The sequence below is a fragment of the Nonomuraea sp. NPDC004702 genome, assembly GCF_053601695.1.
The window spans coordinates 1-18,678 of the sequence record NZ_JBSGCE010000108.1 but is presented as its reverse complement, the minus strand read 5'-3'; the positions used below and the strand labels follow the sequence as shown (position 1 = coordinate 18,678).

At 72.8% G+C, this 18,678-nt stretch carries 19 protein-coding genes; 13 read left to right on the top strand and 6 right to left on the bottom strand.

Annotated features, from left to right (window positions below):
• Together ACWEJ6_RS50780 and ACWEJ6_RS50775 are read left to right on the top strand one after the other, a co-directional pair.
• Positions 1 to 1,821, top strand: a 1,821-nt coding sequence (locus tag ACWEJ6_RS50780) for an MFS transporter (RefSeq protein WP_452432741.1), incomplete at its 5' end; no start/stop codon positions are given.
• A complete protein-coding gene (locus ACWEJ6_RS50775; protein WP_452432740.1) occupies positions 1,818 to 2,759 on the top strand; it encodes a threonine ammonia-lyase in 942 nt (313 codons plus the stop codon). The genes ACWEJ6_RS50780 and ACWEJ6_RS50775, both read left to right, overlap by 4 nt.
• A 60-nt stretch (positions 2,760 to 2,819) precedes the next feature.
• Here ACWEJ6_RS50775 and ACWEJ6_RS50770 read toward each other — a convergent pair whose 3' ends face one another.
• A complete protein-coding gene (locus ACWEJ6_RS50770; RefSeq protein WP_452432738.1) occupies positions 2,820 to 3,944 on the bottom strand; it encodes a WD40/YVTN/BNR-like repeat-containing protein in 1,125 nt (374 codons plus the stop codon).
• A 119-nt stretch (positions 3,945 to 4,063) separates the two neighbouring features.
• Here ACWEJ6_RS50770 and ACWEJ6_RS50765 point away from each other — a divergent pair, with 119 nt between their 5' ends.
• Both ACWEJ6_RS50765 and ACWEJ6_RS50760 read left to right on the top strand, forming a co-directional pair.
• Positions 4,064 to 5,053 (top strand): helix-turn-helix transcriptional regulator, encoded by a 990-nt coding sequence (locus ACWEJ6_RS50765; RefSeq protein WP_452432737.1) that lies wholly within the window; start codon positions 4,064 to 4,066, stop codon positions 5,051 to 5,053.
• A gap of 54 nt (positions 5,054 to 5,107) precedes the next feature.
• A complete protein-coding gene (locus tag ACWEJ6_RS50760) occupies positions 5,108 to 5,770 on the top strand; it encodes a GNAT family N-acetyltransferase (RefSeq protein WP_452432736.1) in 663 nt (220 codons plus the stop codon).
• Here the strand turns inward: ACWEJ6_RS50760 and ACWEJ6_RS50755 are convergent.
• Positions 5,749 to 5,907: a hypothetical protein gene (locus ACWEJ6_RS50755; RefSeq protein WP_452432734.1), complete on the bottom strand. Its 159-nt coding sequence runs from the start codon at positions 5,905 to 5,907 to the stop codon at positions 5,749 to 5,751. The two genes, ACWEJ6_RS50760 and ACWEJ6_RS50755, sit on opposite strands and share 22 nt — an antisense overlap.
• A 227-nt stretch (positions 5,908 to 6,134) precedes the next feature.
• Between ACWEJ6_RS50755 and ACWEJ6_RS50750 the strand changes: the two genes are divergently transcribed.
• The 7 genes from ACWEJ6_RS50750 to ACWEJ6_RS50720 all read left to right on the top strand — a co-directional run bounded on the left by ACWEJ6_RS50750 (position 6,135) and on the right by ACWEJ6_RS50720 (position 12,055).
• Positions 6,135 to 6,965: a patatin-like phospholipase family protein gene (locus tag ACWEJ6_RS50750; protein ID WP_452432733.1), complete on the top strand. Its 831-nt coding sequence runs from the start codon at positions 6,135 to 6,137 to the stop codon at positions 6,963 to 6,965.
• A 53-nt stretch (positions 6,966 to 7,018) separates the two neighbouring features.
• The gene (locus tag ACWEJ6_RS50745; RefSeq protein ID WP_452432732.1) at positions 7,019 to 7,540 is read left to right on the top strand and encodes an RNA polymerase sigma factor; all 522 of its coding nucleotides are present in this window, start codon (positions 7,019 to 7,021) and stop codon (positions 7,538 to 7,540) included.
• Positions 7,537 to 8,727, top strand: a complete 1,191-nt coding sequence (locus ACWEJ6_RS50740; protein ID WP_452432731.1) for a hypothetical protein — start codon at positions 7,537 to 7,539, stop codon at positions 8,725 to 8,727. Before ACWEJ6_RS50745 ends, ACWEJ6_RS50740 begins: the two co-directional genes overlap by 4 nt.
• Before the next feature lie 94 nt (positions 8,728 to 8,821).
• Positions 8,822 to 9,331 (top strand): SigE family RNA polymerase sigma factor, encoded by a 510-nt coding sequence (locus ACWEJ6_RS50735; RefSeq protein WP_364341428.1) that lies wholly within the window; start codon positions 8,822 to 8,824, stop codon positions 9,329 to 9,331.
• A complete protein-coding gene (locus tag ACWEJ6_RS50730) occupies positions 9,328 to 10,500 on the top strand; it encodes a hypothetical protein (RefSeq protein WP_452432730.1) in 1,173 nt (390 codons plus the stop codon). The genes ACWEJ6_RS50735 and ACWEJ6_RS50730 overlap by 4 nt, the downstream gene beginning before the upstream one ends.
• Positions 10,501 to 10,593: 93 nt before the next feature.
• On the top strand, positions 10,594 to 11,229 hold the full coding sequence (locus tag ACWEJ6_RS50725) for a TetR family transcriptional regulator (protein WP_452432729.1): 636 nt from the start codon (positions 10,594 to 10,596) through the stop codon (positions 11,227 to 11,229).
• A gap of 4 nt (positions 11,230 to 11,233) precedes the next feature.
• On the top strand, positions 11,234 to 12,055 hold the full coding sequence (locus tag ACWEJ6_RS50720; RefSeq protein ID WP_452432727.1) for a class I SAM-dependent methyltransferase: 822 nt from the start codon (positions 11,234 to 11,236) through the stop codon (positions 12,053 to 12,055).
• Here the strand turns inward: ACWEJ6_RS50720 and ACWEJ6_RS50715 are convergent.
• The 4 genes from ACWEJ6_RS50715 to ACWEJ6_RS50700 all read right to left on the bottom strand — a co-directional run bounded on the left by ACWEJ6_RS50715 (position 12,043) and on the right by ACWEJ6_RS50700 (position 16,030).
• Positions 12,043 to 13,269, bottom strand: coding sequence for an acyltransferase family protein (locus tag ACWEJ6_RS50715; protein WP_452432725.1), 1,227 nt, complete (start codon positions 13,267 to 13,269; stop codon positions 12,043 to 12,045). The two genes, ACWEJ6_RS50720 and ACWEJ6_RS50715, sit on opposite strands and share 13 nt — an antisense overlap.
• 105 nt (positions 13,270 to 13,374) lie before the next feature.
• Complete coding sequence (locus ACWEJ6_RS50710) at positions 13,375 to 14,139, bottom strand: IclR family transcriptional regulator (RefSeq protein WP_452432723.1); 765 nt, start codon at positions 14,137 to 14,139, stop codon at positions 13,375 to 13,377.
• Complete coding sequence (locus ACWEJ6_RS50705; RefSeq protein ID WP_452432722.1) at positions 14,136 to 14,993, bottom strand: sugar phosphate isomerase/epimerase family protein; 858 nt, start codon at positions 14,991 to 14,993, stop codon at positions 14,136 to 14,138. The genes ACWEJ6_RS50710 and ACWEJ6_RS50705 overlap by 4 nt, the downstream gene beginning before the upstream one ends.
• Positions 14,990 to 16,030, bottom strand: coding sequence for an alcohol dehydrogenase catalytic domain-containing protein (locus ACWEJ6_RS50700; RefSeq protein WP_452432721.1), 1,041 nt, complete (start codon positions 16,028 to 16,030; stop codon positions 14,990 to 14,992). The genes ACWEJ6_RS50705 and ACWEJ6_RS50700 overlap by 4 nt, the downstream gene beginning before the upstream one ends.
• A 393-nt stretch (positions 16,031 to 16,423) precedes the next feature.
• Between ACWEJ6_RS50700 and ACWEJ6_RS50695 the strand changes: the two genes are divergently transcribed.
• Together ACWEJ6_RS50695 and ACWEJ6_RS50690 are read left to right on the top strand one after the other, a co-directional pair.
• Positions 16,424 to 17,797 (top strand): ABC transporter substrate-binding protein, encoded by a 1,374-nt coding sequence (locus ACWEJ6_RS50695; RefSeq protein WP_452432719.1) that lies wholly within the window; start codon positions 16,424 to 16,426, stop codon positions 17,795 to 17,797.
• A 55-nt stretch (positions 17,798 to 17,852) separates the two neighbouring features.
• Positions 17,853 to 18,678 (top strand): 3-keto-5-aminohexanoate cleavage protein (locus tag ACWEJ6_RS50690; RefSeq protein ID WP_452432717.1); only part of this gene is annotated, 826 nt, incomplete at its 3' end.

Sequence of the window (18,678 nt, the reverse complement as noted above, 5' to 3'; positions counted from 1 at the left end):
TGCGTGGGCTCCGCGCCCGCCGTCGCGCTCGCGCGCAAGCTGGAGGCCGACGGCGTGCCCGTGCTGGGCGTGATCGCCGCCGCCAGCTTCCCGGCCGCGCGGCTGCCCGGCCTGGCCAGGAAGCTGTTCCGCGGCGACCGCCTGGTCTCCGACCGGCTGTTCCGTGACGCGCTGCGGGCGTCGGGCGGCCTGCTCGACGACATGGACGAGGCCGCCAAGGCGACCGCGGTGCGCGCCATGCGCCACGACTCCACGCAGGCGCAGGAGTGGTTCACCCGGGAGCTGACCGCCGACGGCCCGCGGCTGGCGGCGCCGATCCTGTGCCTGGTGGGCGAGCGGGACCGGGCCACCCAGCTGCACGAGGAGCGCTACGCCGAATGGGGCGCCTTCGCGTCGAGGGTGGGGCACGCCGTGCTGCCCAGGGCCGGTCACTACTTCCTGCGCCATCAGGCCGAGCCGCTGGCCGCCCTGGTGTTCGGCCAGCTACGGCGCTGGTCGGACGGTGAGCTCCCGGATCCCGTGCGCCCGCCTGACCGGACCGGCCTGCGCTCCTTCTACACCGTCGCCGGCGGGCAGTTCGCGTCGGCGGTGGGCAACGCGCTCAGCGCCTTCGCGCTGGGCATCTGGGCCTACCAGCGCAGCGGCGAGATCCTGGACCTCGCGCTGGTCACGATGCTGGCGCAGATCCCGGCCGTGCTGCTCACCCCGCTGGGCGGCGCGCTGGCCGACCGGGTGGACCGGCGCAAGATCATGCTCGCCTGCGACGCCCTGTCCGGGCTGGCGATGGGGGCGCTGGTGCTGCTGATGGCGACCGGCCGGCTGGAGTTGTGGAACGTCTGTCTCATCGTCGCCGTCACCTCGATGGTCACGGCGTTCCATCAGCCCGCCTACCTGGCCGCGATCGCGCAGCTGGTGCCCAAGCCGTACCTGCCGCAGGCCAACGCCATGGCCAACCTGGGGTTCGGCGCGGGCAACGTGGTGGCCCCGCTGGCGGGCGGGGCGCTGATCGGCCTGTTCGGGCTGTCGGCGGTGATCTCCATCGACGTGGCCACCTTCGCGATCGGCGTGGGGACGCTGCTCGCGGTCCGGTTCCCGAACCGGCTCTTCCACCGGCGGGAGGAGAGCTTCCGGGCGGCGCTGAGCGGCGGATGGCGCTTCATCCGCCGGCGGCGGCCGCTGCTGGTGATGGCGGTCTTCTTCGCGGTGGTCAACTTCTGCACCGCGCTGATGTGGGTGCTCATCACCCCGATCGTGTTGTCCATCGGCAGCTCGGCCGACCTGGGCGTGGTGACGGCCGCCGGCGGTCTCGGCGTGGCGGTGGGCACGGGCGTGATCCTGGTGTGGGGCGGCAGCCGCCGCCGGGCGACCGGCATGATCGCCTTCGTGATCGGGTCCGGGATCGGTGTCGTGCTGATGGGCGCGTGGCCGGTCGTGGGGCTGGTCGCGGTGGGCCTGTTCGTCCGGCTGGCCTGCATGAGCATCGGCAACGCGCACTGGTTGTCGATCATCCAGACCAAGGTGGGCCCGGACCTGCAGGGCCGGGTGCTGGCGGTGAACGTCATGCTGGCCACGGCCATGCAGCCGCTGGGCTTCCTGTCGGCCGGGCCGCTGGCCGAATGGGCGGAGCCGCTGACCTCCCGGCCGGGCGGCGGCGCCGCGGCGGTGCTGCTGGCCAGCGGCGTCCTGATGGTGATCTGGGGTCTGCTCGGGCTGCGTCACCGGCCGCTGCACCACATCGAGGACCTCATCCCCGACGCGGCGCCGCCCTCGGAGGCAGCCGCCGACCTGAACGCGATCCAGGAGAAGGTGCTGAACGGATGATCTTGGTATCCGCGTCCGACGTGCGGGCCGCCGCGGCCCGCATCGCCCCGTTCGTCCGGCGCACGCCGCTGCTGCGACTGCCCGGCGAACGCCTCTGGCTCAAGCCGGAGAACCGGCAGCCCACCGCCTCCTTCAAGGTGCGCGGCGCCGCGAACGCGGTGGCCCGGCTGGCCGGTCGGGGCATCACGCACGTCGTGGCCCAGTCCTCGGGCAACCACGCCCAGGCCATCGCCTACGCCGCCGCCGAACACGGGGTGCGGGCCACCGTCGTCCTGCCCGACACCGCGCCGGAGCTCAAGGTGGAGGCGGCCCGCGGGCTCGGCGCCGAGGTGGTCATCGTGCCGCCGGCGCTGCGCGAGATCACCTGCCTGGCGCTGGCCGACCATCTCGGGGCGACCGTCGTGCGTTCCGACGACTTCGACGTGATCGCCGGGCACGGCAGCGCCGGGGCGGAGATCGTCCTGGACCTTCCGGAGGCGGGCACGATCCTGGTGCCCGTCTGCAACGGCGGTCTGCTGGCCGGCGTCGCGGTGGCGGCCAAGGCCGCCGACCCCGCGATCACCGTGATCGGCGTCGAGCCCGAGCTCGCCGCCGACGGCGCGGCCAGCTTCCGCAGCGGCAGCCGGACGGCCTGGCCGGTGGAGCTGACCTACCGCACCAGGGCCGACGGGTTGCGCGGCCCCGTCCTCGGCGAGCTGGCCTGGGAGCACATCCGGCGGCACGTCGACGACATGCTGACCGTCCGCGAGGACGACATCGATGCCGCCGCCGACCTGCTGTGGGACCGGCTGGGCGAGCGCGCCGAGCCAAGCGGGGCCGTGACCACCGCCGCCTACCTGGCCCATCAGGCGCTTCTGCCCGACGGGCCGGTGGTGGCGATCGTCTCCGGCGGCAACGTGGCGCCCGCCCTCCAGCCGGCGGCCCGGCAGGCGGAGTGACGCCGCCCTCGCGTCCCATGGCGCGGAACCACCATGGGACGCGAGGGGCGGGGACGGCCGCTACGCCTCTTCGGAGACCCCCAGGTACATCACGCTCGGGTACGCGGGGTTGAAGGCGATCGAGGTGACCCGGTCGTAGGCGTTGTGGTTGACGGTGACGCGGTCCTTGCGGGACTCGTACTTGTAGATGTCCGTGCCGATCGCCGACCAGCCGGTCCCGAAGTCGAAGTAGAGGACGTCGGCGTCCTTCGGGTGCGGGGCGAGCAGCGGCCCGTTGGGGATCGTCACCACCGCGTCCTGGTCCACGGCGGGGGTGAAGTTCCGGCCGCCGTCGTCCGAGCGGTAGATGTGCCGGCCGCCGGACGGCACGCCGGCCTCCAGCTCCGCCAGGTTGAGCCCCATCGCCCACACGACGTTCCCGGCGGCCGGGGAGATCGCGGCGCTGAACACGTTGACCCGGTCGCCGTCCGCGGCCAGCCCCGCGGCCGAGGCCCAGGTGCGGCCTCCGTCGAAGGTGACGCGGGCGCCGGTGTCGGAGGCGCCGAGCACCACGTGGTCCAGGTCGTGCGGGTCGAACACCGCCGTGTAGGACATGCGGGTGTCGCTCGGTGACCAGGCCGGCGCCCCGACGGGCTGCCAGGTGCGCCCGCCGTCCCGCGACTCGTGCAGCTGGCCCAGCAGGTCGGACGCCCGCAGGCGGTCGCCGTCGCCCCGGTCCACGCCGATCCCGATCAGGTCGCCGCCCGGCCCGGTGAGGGGCGTGACGCCCTCGGGCGTGGCGAGCGCCAGGTTGCCGTCGCGGTCCCAGGCGTAGGCCCGGCCGCCCTGGGCGGCGACCAGCTCGACGAAGGAGCCCTTGACCTCGCCGGCCGCCTTCCAGGTGCAGCCCGCGTCCTTGGAGGCCAGCAACCGCCTGTTGGACATGGCCAGCAACTGGTTCGGGCGGTCGAGCGCGACCAGCCCGGTGGTGTAGACGATCGGGCCGAGCACCTCGCTGGTGGACGCGATCTTCTTGCCGTCGTTCCACGCGTACGTCACAGAGCCGTCACCGGCGACCGTCTGGCAGACCGGCCGGCTCCAGCCCGAGCCGTCGAAACCCTCGCTGGAGGTCCTCGCCATGGCGGGCGTGGCGGCGGACAAGACCGTCAGCGCGGTCGCGAGCCCGATGGTGAACGCCTTCTTCAACACTGCCTCCCCGACAGGAATCTGGTACGCGTTCGTTCCTATCGGTGAATGCGATGCTCAGGCTAGGTCTGCCCGCGGCTGGTTCACGCCATGGCAGGTATCTGTCAAACTGTTCGATCATGAACGCGGACGACAACGCCCTCGCCGCCGTCGGCGTGGACGCCGAGGACGAGCAGATCTACCGCACCCTGCTGCGCCGGCCGCGCACCACGCTGCCCGAGCTGGCCGCGCACACCGGCCGCACCACCGTGGCCCTGCGCCGGGCGTGCTCCCGGCTGGAGGCGCTGGGCCTGGTCAGCCGCATGGCCGGCCGCCCGGTCCGGTACGTGCCGACCAGGCCCGACGTGGCGGTGGCCGCCCTCATCTCCCGCCGCGAGGAGGGGCTGGCCCAGGCCAGGCTGGCCGCGCTCGCGCTGCTGGCCGAGACGCCGCGGACGGAGAACCTGGCGCCCGAGGAGCTGGTGGAGGTCGTCCAGGGGCAGGCGGCCGTGGTGCAGCGCTTCACCCAGTTGCAGCAGACCGCGACCGAGGAGCTCCTGGTCCTCGACCGGCCCCCGTACGCCCAGGATCCCTCCCAGCAGAACGCCCCCGAGATGGAACGCCTCGCGCACGGCCTCGTGGTGCGCGGCATCTACGACGCCTCGGCCCTGGAGATCCCCGGCAAGCTCCGTCTCGCCCAGGAGTCGGCGGCGGCCGGGGAGCAGGCCAGGGTGAGCCCCGAGGTGCCGATGAAGCTGGCCATCGCCGATCGCAGGACCGCCATCCTGCCGCTGAACGCCGACGCCTCGGCCCACTCCGGCAGCGCGGTCATCGTGCACTCCTCGTCGCTGCTCGACGCGCTGGTCGCCCTGTTCGAGGTCCTGTGGCGGGCGGCGCTGCCGCTCCCGCTCTACGAGTCGCGCTCCCGCCCGGCGGACCTGCCGGACCCCGAGCTGTTCACGCTGCTCGCGGCCGGGCTCAAGGACGAGGCGGTCGCCCGCCAGCTCGGGGTGAGCCTGCGCACGGTGCACCGCAGGGTCAGCGAGCTGATGGACCGGCTCGGCGCCCGCACCCGCTTCCAGGCCGGCCTGCTGGCGGCGCGCCGCGGCTGGTGCGACCCGGACGCCTGACCGCCCGCGCAAAATCATTTGCGGCCGCCCGATCCGGACGGATAGGAAGCTGGGGTGCTTAAGGGCGGCAAGGTCGGGCTCCGGGCCCGCCACGAGGACGACATCCCGATCCTGCGGGCCGAGCTCTACGACGACCCGGTCTACTCCTCGCGGGCCGGAAACCGTCCGTGGCGGCCGGTCACGCCCGGCACCACGGACTCGCGGCTCGTGGTGGACGACACCGTGGAGGCGGTCGTCCCGTTCTCCGTGGTGGACCTCGACGGCGGCGCGCTCGTCGGCGCGGCGACGCTGTGGGGCATCGACACCCACCACCGGTCCGCGCACATCGGGCTGGGGCTGCTGCCGTCCTGCCGCGGCAAGGGTTACGGCACCGACGTGGTCGCGGTGCTGTGCCATTACGGCTTCGTCCTGCGCGGCCTGCAGCGGTTGCAGATCGAGACGCTGGCCGACAACGTCGCGATGCTGCACGCGGCCGAGCGCAACGGCTTCGTCCGCGAGGGCGTGCTGCGCTCCTCCGCGTGGGTGATGGGCGAGTTCCTGGACCAGGTGCTGCTCGGGCTCCTGGTCCAGGAGTGGAAGCCGGCCTCGCGGAGCCAGGCGGGGCCGCTCATGCCCCCGCCCACCAGGCCCGCGGCCCCCGTGGCCGCGCGGGCCTGGCCTCCCTCAAGGCCCGGACCGCAAGACCGGCCCGGCACTCACCCGCCGTTGCCGGGGTAGAAGTCCTCGCTCATGGGGGCGATCCCGCCCGTGCCGGGGTAGTAGTCGTCCTTCGCGGCGGCCGGGCCGGCGGCCAGGGCGAGTCCGGTCGCGGCCAGCAGGCCGATCGAGGCCAGTCTGAGTGTCGTCTTGGTCATGCCGTCACCTCTCGTCAGTCCGATGCGTGTTCTCCGGCCGGGCACGGGATCCAGTGCACAACCCGGGGCCGCCGCCCGTCACCCTGTTCCGGCCTGAGCGGGAACACACAGGTCACAGCGTCGGCGGGGTCCCAGTCTCGGTGACCGGCCGATTGTCCGGCAGCCCCCCGCACCGGTCCGGACAATCGGCACGACCCGCGCCGGACGCCGCCTTGTAGCATCGGAGCATGATCTTCACAGCGAGCACCGCCGACGTCGCCGTCGTCCTGGGGCCGGGCGGTCCGGTGGGCACGGCCTGGCTGCTCGGCCTGGCGGCGGGCCTGCGCGCGGCGGGCGTGGAGCTCGCGGACGCCGATCTGCTCGTCGGCACCTCGGCGGGCGCGATCGCCGCCGCCGCCCTGACCGCCGGACGTGACCTGGACGAGCTCGCCGACCTGCCGCCCGCGCCCCCGGACCGGCGGCGCGGGGACCCGACCGTGATGCCGCGCGTCCTGCAGATCCTCAACGCGCCCGGCGCCGACCCGCGCGAGGCGCTGCGCCAGGCCGGCGCGCTCGCCCTGGAGGCGGACGCGCTGCCGGAGGAGGACCATCTGACCGCCATGCGCCGGCTCGTCGGCACCGCCTCCTGGCCCGGCCGCCCGCTGCTGATCACCGCCGTGGACGCCGTCAGCGGCGAGCCGGTGGTCTGGAGCGGCGACAGCGGCGTCCCGCTGCCCGCCGCCGTCGCCGCCAGCAGCGCCGCCCCCGGCCACGCCGTCCCGATCACCATCGGCGCACGCCGGTACATGGACGGCGCGCTCGGCGGCGGGTCCAACGTGCACCTCGCCGCGGGCGCGGGCGCGATCGTCCTCGTCGAGCCGCTCGGGCACCTGTTCCCGGGCCCGGCGGTCGAGCGGGGCGTGCGGATCCTGCCCGACCAGGCGGCGCTGGAGGCGTTCGGGCCGGACCTCGGCGACCGGAGCCGGTGGGGCCGGGTGTACCTGGAGGGACGCCGCCAGTCCGCCGGGCTCGCCGAGCTGGTCGGGCCGTACCTGCCGGGCCGCTCCGCCCCGGCCTGAACGAAGGCGTGCCCGGCACGCAGCGGATCGGGGCAGGTGCGCGTTCCCTGTGCATGAATGTCGATATCGTCGCTCGCGCGTCCCCGCCGCCGGCCGAGGCCGCCGACGCGGTGGCCGGCCTGTACCGGGAGCACCGGCTCGCCCTCGTCCGCCTGGCCCTGCTGCTCGTGGGCGACCGGGAGAGCGCGGAGGACGTCGTCCAGGACGTCTTCTCCAGGTTGCCCGGCCGGAGCCCGGCGACCCTCACCCTGGCGTACGTGCGGGTCTGCGTGCTGAACGCCTCGCGCTCGCTGCTGCGCAGGCGGAGTGTCGCCGCCAGGGCGATCCTGCGGCGGCGCGACGACCCGGTGGACTCCGCCGAGACGATCGCGCTCCTGGGCGAGTCGCGGCAGGAGATGCTCGCGGCGCTCGGCCGGTTGCCCCGGCGGCAGCGCGAGGTTCTCGTCCTGCGTTACTACCTCGACCTGTCCGACGCCGACATCGCCGAGGCGACGCGCCTGCGGCAGAGCACGGTACGGTCCACCGCCTCCAGAGCCCTGGAGCGGCTTGAGCGCGAGCTGGGAGGCCGGGCATGACCACGATCGAGGACCGGCTCAGGGACGCCATGGCGGCCAGGGCCGAGACGGTTCAGGACGACGGGCGGCCGCGGGTCGCGCCGTCGCCGCGCCGGAGAGCGACGGCGGCCCGATGGTGGTGGGCGCCGGTGGCGGTGGCGACCGCGACCGCCGCCGTGGTGGGCGTCACCGTCCTGGGGACCCGGACGATCGGCTCCGCGCCGCCGTCCGCCGCGGCCCCGCCGGCGGCCGCCGGCCGCCTGTCGCCGCCGGTCGAGCAGGTGTGGCCGGGCGCGGTGCACGAGATCCCGGCGACGGGCCCCGGCGGCCGGGTCTTCGTGCCGGACGTGTTCGTCTCCGACCGGGTGGTGGCCGGCCGGGGGCTCACCGGGAACCGGCTCGACGGCATCTGGTCGTACGACCTCGACAAGCGCGCGTTCACCCAGGTCGCGCCGTTGCAGGACGTCAAGGTCGCGAACGAGCCGCTGGTCTTCGGCGACGGCCACCTGGCGTGGTCGGCGCTCCGGGACGACCGGTCGGAGATCTGGGCGGTGCCCGTCACCGGGGGCGTCCCGCAGCGGATCGCGGCACTGAGGGCCGTGCTGTCCAGCGACAACGCCTACACCGGGCTCAAGAAGCTGGCCATCGCCGGCGGCATGGCCGTGTGGTCGCCCGCCGACGGCGGCGTCTACCGGGCGCCGCTCAAGGGCGGGAACGTGTCCCTGGTCAGCGGGACGAAGGGCTTCTACCTGGTCGAGTGGCCCTGGGCCGGATGGCCGGCGCACGACCCGACGGTCGACCACCCCGTCGCCCGGCCCCTGGAGCACCTGAAGAACGTGCTCACCGGCCGGTCCAGGAACGCGGTCCCGGCCAAGAAGCGCTCGTCGTGGACCGACTGCGGCCCGGTGTGGTGCCTCGACAGGACGACGGCCTGGCGGCGCGACGGGACGGACCGCCGGGACCTGCCCGGGAACGCCACGGGAACGCTGATCTCCGGCCGCTTCGTCCTGCTCAACCAGGGGGACGCCGGCGGCCGCGCCCTGGCCCTGCACGACGTCGCCACCAAGCGCACCGGACGGCTCTTCCCCGTGCCGACGCGCAGGGGCGACAAGGCCCCGCCCACGCTGCACACCCAGGAGGGCGTGGTCTGGTTCCGGACGGCGCAGGGCACCCAGGTGGTGATCGACCTGAAGGCGGCCGGCCGCTGACCGGGGGCCGCCCGAGAATCGTCCGGCCGGACAGGCATAGCGGGAGTGCCCCGCGCGCGTCTCAGGGGTGTCATTCACACGTTTGGAGGTGGTCGTGGACCCTGCGGACGAGCAAGGCTTCCGCGAGTTCGTCTCTGCGCGCTCTCCTGCCCTGATGCGGCTCGGGTTCATGCTCAGCGGCGGCGACCAGCACGCGGCCGAGGATCTCGTGCAGGCCGCGCTGGCCAAGCTGGCGGCCCGATGGCGGCAGGTGGACGCCCCCGAGGCGTACGTCCGGCAGATCATGTACCGGCAGCAGGTGAACTGGTGGCGCGCGATCGGGCGGCGCGGCGAGGTGGTCCAGGCCGAGCCGCCCGACCGGCCGGGGGCCGACGGCACGCACCAGAGCGACCTGCGCATGGTGCTGCGCGCCGCGCTGGCCCGGCTCACCCCGAGGCAGCGCGCCGTGCTGGTGCTGCGCTACTTCGAGGACCTGCCGGAGGACCGGATCGCCGCCATGCTGTCCTGCTCGGTCGGCACGGTGCGGAGCACCACGTTCCGGTCGCTCGCCCGGCTGCGGCAGATCGCCCCGGAACTGGCTGCGGAACTGGAGGTCACCACATGAACCGGCTGCTTCGCGACACCATGGAGGAGTGGGCCGACGAGGTGCGGCTGCCGCACGACCTGGCCGACCGGGCGCTACGGCGGCGTGCCCGGCCGCCGGTCATGGCGGTGGTGCTGGCCGCCGGGATGGCCGTCGTCGTGGCGGTGCTGGCCGTCGGGCTGCACGGCCGGAGCACGACGGTGCGCCCGGCGAACGGGGTCCCCGTGCCCGTGCATCCCTCGGTGACGTCCACGGACGTGCGGGCCGACGTCGAGAACGCGCCGCCGAAGAGGTTCGTGGCGGCGGGGGACGTGGCCGTCTCCGCCTACTTCACCACCTGGCTGGAGAAGACGCCGGGCGGCGGCGAGCGCGTGCGGCGCACCTGGCACCTGTACGACCCCCGCTCCGACGGCTATGAGAAGACGCCGTGGGCCTGGCTGGACGTGGCGCCGGGGCTCCAGCTCGCGGCGGTGCTCCAGGGCGAGCGGATCGGCAGGCGGGTGGGGATCGTCGACATGAACACCCGGCAGGCCCTCGCCTGGATCGACCTGGAGCACGACGTCGGCTCGCTGGTCTGGTCGCCGGACGGCACCAGGGTGCTGGCCACGGCGTACTCGCAGTATCCGGAGCAGAGCCGGAAGCAGATGGGCAAGAACTCCTACACCGTCGAGGAGTTCGTCCAGCCCCGGATCGGCTTCTACGTCATCGACGTCGCCACCGGCCAGGCCGCCTACCACCCGCTGCCGTCGCTGGACCGCGACGGCAGCCCCGGGAACATGAACGCGCGCCAGGACCTCGGCTGGAGCCTGGACGGGTCCATGCTCTGGGAGCCCACCGACACCATGCCCGACAGGTTGTGGCTCGGCCTCGACGGCGCCCGCCGGGACGGCCCGGCCGGCGACCGGTACATCGACTACTCGGGCTGGTCGAAGGTCTCGCCCGACGGCAGGCTGACGCTGGACCGCGACCTGCCGCCCTCGGTGCCCGGCCGGCAGCTGGTGCTGCAGCACCTGGCCTGGGCCGACAACGAGAACGTGGTGGTGCTGGGCTGCGCGGGCGCGTGCAAGAACGAGTTCGACAACGGCCTGGCGCTGGCCGGCGCCGACGGCGAGCGGATGATCCAGCTCACCGGCAGCCGCGACCGCGGCGGCGAGGAGACCTGGCAGTGGGTGCTCACCCGCCGGAACTAGGTCCGGCGCACGCCCCGAGCCCCGTGCCGTCTCCAGCACGGGGCTTTCCCATGCCACTTGCCAGGGACTGAACATGTGTTTAGTCTACTGAACATGTGTTCAGACCTGACCGCTCAGGCCAAGATCCGCAACGCGGCCATCGCGCACTTCGCCCGTGACGGCTTCGGCAAGACCAACCTGCGCGCCGTGGCGGCGACCGCCGGGGTGAGCCCCGCCCTGGTCATCCACCACTTCGGCAGCAAGGAGAAGCTCCGGAGCGCCTGCGACGAGCACGTCCTGGGCATCCTGGTCCGGCGGGCCGGCGGCGCCCGCCCGAGCGGCATGCAGGACCTCTTCCGCGAGTACCTGTCCAACCCGGAGGAGTACCGCCTCCAGGTGCGGTACATGCTGCGCGCGATCGAGGAGGACACACCGGCCGCGGCCACGTTCGTCGAGACGCTGGTGGAGGAGTCGGAGCAGGTCCTGCGGGCCGGGATCGCCGACGGCTCGATGCGGCCGTCCTCCGACGTGCGGGCGCTGGCGGTGCTGACCGTGCTCAACAGCGTGGCCACGCTGACCATGCCGCCGTCGCTGGCGCGCGCGCTGGGCCACGAGCAGTTCGGGCCCGACGTGCTGCGCCGCCTCGCGCTGCCCACGCTGGAGCTCTACACCCACGGGCTGTTCACCGGCGACGCCGCCCTCAAGGCGGCCCGGGCCGCCCTCGACGACTCACCCCAGGAAGAGGACTGACGCGATGACCATCCCCCTCCCCGACCTCACCCCGCTGGAGAACACGCTCTGGCTCACCCTGGCCGGCAAGGCGCTCGACTACCGGGCCGAGCACCCGATCCTGCGCGACCGGACGGCCTACGACCTGGCCGCGAAGCTCGACCTCGACACCGCCCGGTTCAAGCTCTCCGCCAGCCCGGTCGTGGGCATCGCCCACCGGTCCCTGGTCATGGACGACATCGTGCGGCGGTTCGTCGCCGGCCGTCCCGACGCGGTCGGGCTCGACCTGGGCGCCGGGCTCGACACCCGCGTCCACCGCGTCGACCCGCCCCCCACCGTCGACTGGTACGACGTCGACCTGCCCGGCGTGGCCGAGGCCCGGCGCCTGCTGCTGCCGGAGCGTCCGCACGCCCACGTCATCGGCCGCGACCTCAACGACCCCCGCTGGCTGGACGAGGTGCCCTCCGACCGTCCGGCCGTGATCGTCGCCGACGGCCTGATCGGGTTCCTGTCACGGGAGGAGCTGGCCGGCCTCCTCGACCGGCTCATCCGCCACTTCCCCGCGGGCGAGATCTGCTTCAACGGCTACACGAGGTTCCACGTGTGGGCGGCCAGGAAGTACCCAGGCACCCAATCCGTCGCGCCCTTCCTGAAGTCGCCCGGATTCGACACGCCGCAGGACATCGAGCGCCTGGAGCCCCGGCTGAAGCTGGTGCGCGAGATCTTCCTGACCCGCGAGCCCGAGGTCGCCGGCTACCCGTGGACGACCCGGCTGGCGAGCCGGCTCACCTCCTGGAGCACGTCCCTGTCCCGCAAGGGCACCGCCGTCCAGCACTACCGCTTCTGAGGGGCGGGCTCGGCCCGGCGGATCAGGCGTCTGCCCAGCCGCTGCGCCGGCGCCTCCACCCACCGCCACGTCAGCGCGCACAGACCGAGCAGCGCCGCGCACACCGCGGCCAGGAGCGTCAGCCGCGCCGCGAGCGGCACGCCCGACGGCTCCGGCAGGAAGAACTCGACGCTCTCCAGCAGCAGCGGGTGCAGCAGGTAGATCGAGTACGACACCAGCCCCAGCCAGGTCAGCCACGACGGCATCGCGCGGCGGCGCAGCGTCATCGCGACGGCGAAGGTCAGCCAGGCCGCCACGGTCGCCACCTGCGTCCCGAGCTCGGCGCGCGCCGGCCACAACCCCGCCGGCGGGATCAGCGCCACCCAGACGAGATGCCGCTGACCGAGCAGGCCGGCCTCGACGCGGTAGAGCACGGTGCCGGCGAACATGGTCGCCAGGATGAACAGCCCCTGCCAGGGCCCGGGGTAGCTCTGGTTGACCGCCAGCAGCAGCAGGACCGTGCCCGCGACGGCCACGGCGCCCGCCTGCCGGACGCGCCTGCCGCCGCGCAGGACGGCGGCCAGCCCGGCGCCCAGCACGACGGTCACCACGACCACGACCGTGAGCATCCGGCCCGCGCCGCCCGCCGACAGCAGCGTCACCGGCAGCAGCCCGGCGCCGAGCACGGCGGCCGCCGCGAACCCGAGCGCGGCGGCCGTGCCGCGCCGGTGCACGCCGAGGGTGAACATCGCGGTCAGCAGGAGGTAGAAGGCCATCTCGTAGGACAGCGTCCACAGCACGTTGGCCACGTTCGGCGCGTACAGCAGGTTCTGCAGCATGCCGGCGTGGGCCAGGGCCATGGCCAGCGGCCGGGTGTCCCACCAGACGTGCAGGTCGTCCCAGCCGAGCGCGGCGAGCAGCAGCATGCCGGCCACGCACACGGCGAACAGCGGCCACAACCGGAAGAACCGCGAGATCCAGAAGGCCCGCACACTGCCCCGGCGTTCCAGCGACGCGGGCACGATGTAGCCGCTGACCAGGAAGAACACCAGCACGCCATACCAGCCGGGATCGAAGACGGCCTTGATCTGCGCGCGTGCCTCCGGCCACAGCGGTTCGAGCGCGTGCTCGAAGACCACCACCATCGCGGCGAGCCCGCGTAACGCGTCCAGCCAGGCGAGCCGCCCGGCATTCGGCGAGGCCGGACCTTCGACCGCGAGGGGAGCACGAAGCATCCGGACATCGTAGTGAGAAATATCGTTTACAGCCTTAAGGCCATCCTGGCTTGGGGTCACACGGCCGCCCTGTCCGCGTTCCGCGCCTGACCGCGCCCGCCGGGGTCACAGACCCGACATGGACGCGGCCAGGTACTGCCCGAGCTGCGGGATCCGCGCGTCGGACAGGCGGCTGGACGGGCCGGAGATGCCGGCCGCGCCGATCAGGGAGCCGCGGATCCGCACCGGCACCGCGACGCACCGGACGCCGTCGAAGGTCTCGTCCCGGTCGACCGCGTAGCGGGCCTCGCGGGACTCCTCCACCCGGCGCCGCAACTCGATGGGTCCCTTGGCGGCGTTCTCCGTGCCGCCCGCGTAGGACAGCCGGGCCAGGTGGGTGTCGAGGGCCTCGGGATCGAGGGCCGACAGGTAGGCCTTCCCCAGCGCCGAGCAGTGCATCGGCCGGATCGTCCCTAACTGCTCGGAGACGGCCACCACGTGCCGGGTGGGGAAGAAGGCGAGGTAGACCATCGTGTCCTTGGCCGGCACCGCCAGGATCGTCGCGTCGCCGCACTCGTCGCGGATCGAGGCCAGCACCGGGTCGATGATCTGGCTCCAGTCGGTCTCCGGCGCCTGGATGAGCCCGTAGAACTTGGCCGGGACGATCGTGTAGCGCTTGGTCGCCTCGTTGCGGGCCACGTACCCCGTGGCGACCAGCTCGGCGAGCAGCCGCAGGGCGGTGCTGCGGTTGACGTCGAGCTCGCGGGCGAGCTCGGCGGCGGTGAGCGGTTCCGCGGAGAGCAGCTCCAGCGCCCGCAGCGCGCGCTGTATGGGAGAGGCGGTACGGCCGTCGGAGGGGTCGTTCGTACCGGGGCTCTGGTTCGTCGTCATGACAAGGATTGTCCGCCGTTCAGGCCGAAGAGGTGATCAACCGCTTCGCGGTTGGCCCTGAAGGATCTCTCGGCCTGGTCCTCCCAGCCGAAGACCTGCACGGTGAGGATGCCGTCGAACGCGACCGACTCCAGCGCCCGGCGCACCTCGGCCCAGTCGATCTCGCCGCGGCCGAGGTCGAAGTGCTGGTGGATGCGGCACGGGACGCCCGGCGGGTTGACGATGGTGCGGCCGGGCCGGAAGGTGTCGGCGACGTGCACGTGGTCGAACCAGCCGCGGGCGAGCTCCACCTGCTCGGTGGTGCTGCCCTGGAGGTGGAAGGCGTGCGGCACGCAGTGCAGGTAGCGCAGCCGCGGGCTGCCGATCTCCTTGATCAGGTCCACCGCGCCGGCGGTGGTCTCGATGAAGTCCCACGGGTGCGGCTCGACGACGAGCTCGACGTCCTCGCGGTCGAGCACCGGAAGCAGGTCCTCGATCGAGCGCAGGAACGCCTTCCGGCAGGCGTCGGGCTGGTCCGGGTGGCCGGACAGCTCGGTGTTGATCCGCCGGCAGCCGAGCTCCACGGCGGCGGCGATGCCGTCCCGCCACCAGGCGACGGCCTGCTTGCGGACGTCCTCGTCGGGGCTGGACCACGCCTGGATCACGGCGACCGAGACGATCTCGACGCCGGAGGCGTCCGCCGCGTCGCGGAAGCCGCGCAGCTCGGCCGCCGAGGCGCGCATGGGGCCGAACGCCGGGATGAAGTCGTCGCGGTTGCCCATCTCCAGATGGCGGTAGCCGGCCTCGGCGGCCGCGCGGGCGGCGAGCTCGACCGGTTGGCCCTGGAGCATCGCCGGGTCAAGAGCGATCTTCATGCCACTTCTTCCTTCCAGACGCTGTCAGGGACGATGACCGCCTTGCCGGGCACCTGCCGGGCGCGAAGCGCGTCGAGCGCGTCGTTCACCTGGGACAGCCGCCACCGGGCGGTCGGTGAGAGCCGGATCCTCCCGGCGGCGGCCAGCGCGACGATCGACTCCAGGTCCTCGCGGCGGCCCGACCGGATGCCCCGGATGCGGGCCTCCTTGCGCGCGACGACGGCGAAGTCCACGTCAGGGACGCGAGCGTACCCGGCCAGCAGGTACGTTCCGTGCACGTTCAGTGCGTCCAGGCCCGGCGCCATGACGGCGGGCACGCCCGTGCAGTCGATGACGGCGTCGACGGGCGCGCCGGCCTCCTCGACCGAGGCGACGACGTCGTGGCCGACGGCCTGGAGCGCCCGGCGGCGCAGCGGGGCGGGCTCGACCACCTGGACGGGCACGCCGCGCACGCGCAGCAGCTCGGCGCACAGGTGACCGATGGGCCCCGCGCCGAGCACGAGCACGCGGCGCGGATCGCGCTCCAGCGCCACCCGGACGCTGTTGGCGGCGGTCGCCCCGCCGTCGACCAGCGAGGCGGCGTCCGCCCACGACAACCCGGACGGCAGCTCGACGAGCTGGGCCGCCCGTACGCGCAGGTGGTCGGCGTAGCCGCCCCAGGCGCCGAGCACGCCGGTGATCGACACCAGCTCCGGGCAGAGCCGCTCGTCGCCGGCCCGGCACGCCGCGCACGAGCCCTCGCCGGTGAACAGGGTGATGGTGGCCCGGCGGCCGAGCCATTCCCGGGCTCCGGCGCCGGCCTCCACGACGACCCCGACCGGCTCGTGGCCGAGCACGAAGGGCGTCTCGGGCCGGTAGGAGTGCCCGGCCAGGACGTGCAGGTCGGTGCCGCAGATGCCGCAGGCGTGCACCCGCAGGACGACCTCGTCATCGGTCTCGGGCACCGGCCGCGGCACGCGCGTGACGTCGAGCCGTTCGCTCGGGATCGAGGTGGCCACGGCGGCCTGCATGGTGGCCGTGGCTGACGTTGCTCCCACTGGTCGCCTTCTTCCGGGGGGCAGGTTCGGTGTGCACAACAGCATCCACAAGTGTTGCGACACATGCAACCCCTTGACGTCTCACGCAACACATTGTCCGAATCCACCGAGCAGTGAATTGCCAGGAAACATGCGGCTCACGGGGGTTGACATGCCTCGAATGTCCGCCATAGCGTCGGGCACCACTAACGTCCCTTGGTGCAACACAGTTCGTCTGACGCAACACCTCGCTGCTGATCACAGCGAGAGGTCGAGCCCCCCAACGGCCGCCCGCAGGTGCTCTTCGTCGCCGACCTTGTGGATTGAGACTTCAGGACGCGAGGAGTCACCGCCATCGCCCCCCTCCGAGACCCCCGCCCCGGAGGCTTGATGGCTCATTTCAAGGAGGACAGGATGCTCCGACACCATCGCTCCGCACGAGCTCTGACCGCTGTCGCCACCGCCGCCGCCATCGGCGCCACGGGCTGCGCCGGCTCCTCGATCACCACGAAGCCGGCCGCCGCGCCGACGGACGTGGGCACGTCGTGCGCCAAGTACGGCACCGTCAAGCTCACCGTCGGCATGTCGGAGGCCGGCGAGGCCATCGCCAACGGCTTCAAGGAGCAGGTGAAGTCCTTCCAGGCGGCCAACAAGAACGTCACGGTCGACCTGCAGATCAAGGACTGGGCCTCCTCCGCCGGCACCATCAAGCTGGTGATGTCCGGCAACAACCCGCCCGACGTCATGCAGGGCAACTCCGGCTGGGCCATCAACGGCGCCCTGTGGAAGGCGGGCCTGCTGCTGAACCTGGACCCGTACGCCAAGGCGTTCGGGTGGGCCGAGAAGTTCCCCGAATCGGCGCTGACGGTCAACAGGTTCACCGCCGACGGCAAGGCGCTGGGCGAGGGCAGCCTCGTCGCCGTCCCGCCCGCCATCCAGTACGTCGGCGTGTTCTACAACAAGGCCGTCCTGGGCAAGCTGGGCATCGACCCGGCCACCCTCGACGACAAGGCGGCCTTCCTCCAGGCGCTGGACAAGGCCAAGGCCGCCGGAGTCACCCCCGTCCTGCTCGGCGACTCGGAGAAGTGGCCGGCGCTGCACAACCTGTCGCTGTTCAACGGCTGGTACGTGGCCCCGGACACGATCAACAACTGGGTCTACAACAAGCCCGGCAGCACCTACGACGACGACGGCCACCTGAAGGGCTCGACCGACTTCCGCACCTGGATGGAGAAGGGCTACTTCAACTCCGACGCGCTGGCGACCAGCTTCACCGACGCCACCAGCCGCTTCGGCAAGGGCCAGTCCGCCTTCTTCGTCACCGGCTCCTGGGCCCTCGGCGACGTCGGCAAGGCCCTGGGCGACGACGCCGGCTTCATGCTCTTCCCGGCCGGCGACAGCGGCAAGCACGCGGCCGTCGGCGGCTACAGCCTGCCCTTCAGCATCTCGGCCAAGACCAGGTACCCCGACTGCGCGGCGGCGTTCATCGACTACGTGACCGCCGGCGAGGAGGCCGTCGCGGCGCAGATCGCGGCCGGCCGTCCGTCGGCGACCAAGGCGGGCGTCAACGCCGAGATCGACGACCCGCTGCTCAAGCAGATGGTCGACGCCTACGAGCGGCTGTCCTCCGAGAACGGCCTGTTCACCTGGGAGGACTGGCCCACGCCGACCATGCTCACCTTCCAGGGCGCCGAGGCCCAGCGGCTGCTGTCGGGCGAGGTCACGCCCAAGCAGTACAACGAGTCGGTCCAGAAGAACTGGGCCGACTACATGAAGACCCGTTCCTGACCTGTCGGGCGGCGCACGAGGCGCCTGCCCCGTCCCCCCGTGAGAAAGGCCATTCGTGGACAAGGTAGTCATCACCGTAACCGTCGACTGTTCCATGTCGTATCCCGGCTTCAAGGGCATGCCGAGGATCGACGACGTGCCCGCCGTCGCCGGTGAGTACGTACGGGCGATCGACTCCGGCGCGTCGCTCGTCCACCACCACGGCGTGCACTACCTGGAGGACTCGATCCAGGAGGACGGCCGCCAGCTCTCCCGCACCGACTACGACGGCTGGGCCGACCTGACCGACCGCATCCGCGCCGAGCGCGACTCGATCATCCAGTTCGGCATCGCCAGCGCCCGGCTGGAGGAGAAGGTCGCGCTCATGAAGCTGCGCCCGGACATGATGTCCTACGCCTTCAACGTGCACGACGAGTACTTCCGGCCCGACCCGGCCTACCCCGCCAACGAGCAGTACGCCATCCACACCCGCCCCGAGCTGGAGGCGTTCTGCAGGGCGGCCAAGGAGCACGGCGTCAAGCCCGAGGTCGAGTCCTTCTACACCGGCGCGTTCTGGAACCTGGAGTTCATCCGCGACCAGGGCCTGCTCGACGACCCGGTCTGGACGACCCTGTTCCTGGGCTGGCCCGGCGGCGCGTGGACGCCCCCCACCGAGGACTCCCTGCTGTACCTGGTCCGGCACCTGCCGCCGCGGGTCAACTGGAACGTCAGCGTGATGAACCCGAAGATGCAGTGGCGCCTGCTGGCCATGGCCATGAGCCTGGGCGGCCACGTACGGGTCGGCTGGGTGGCCAGGTTCGTGACGTTCGCGGCCATGGCACTGCACGCCCACCCGGAGTACTACGAGCGCGTCCGCGAGGGCGACGAGCAGTTCGTCGAGC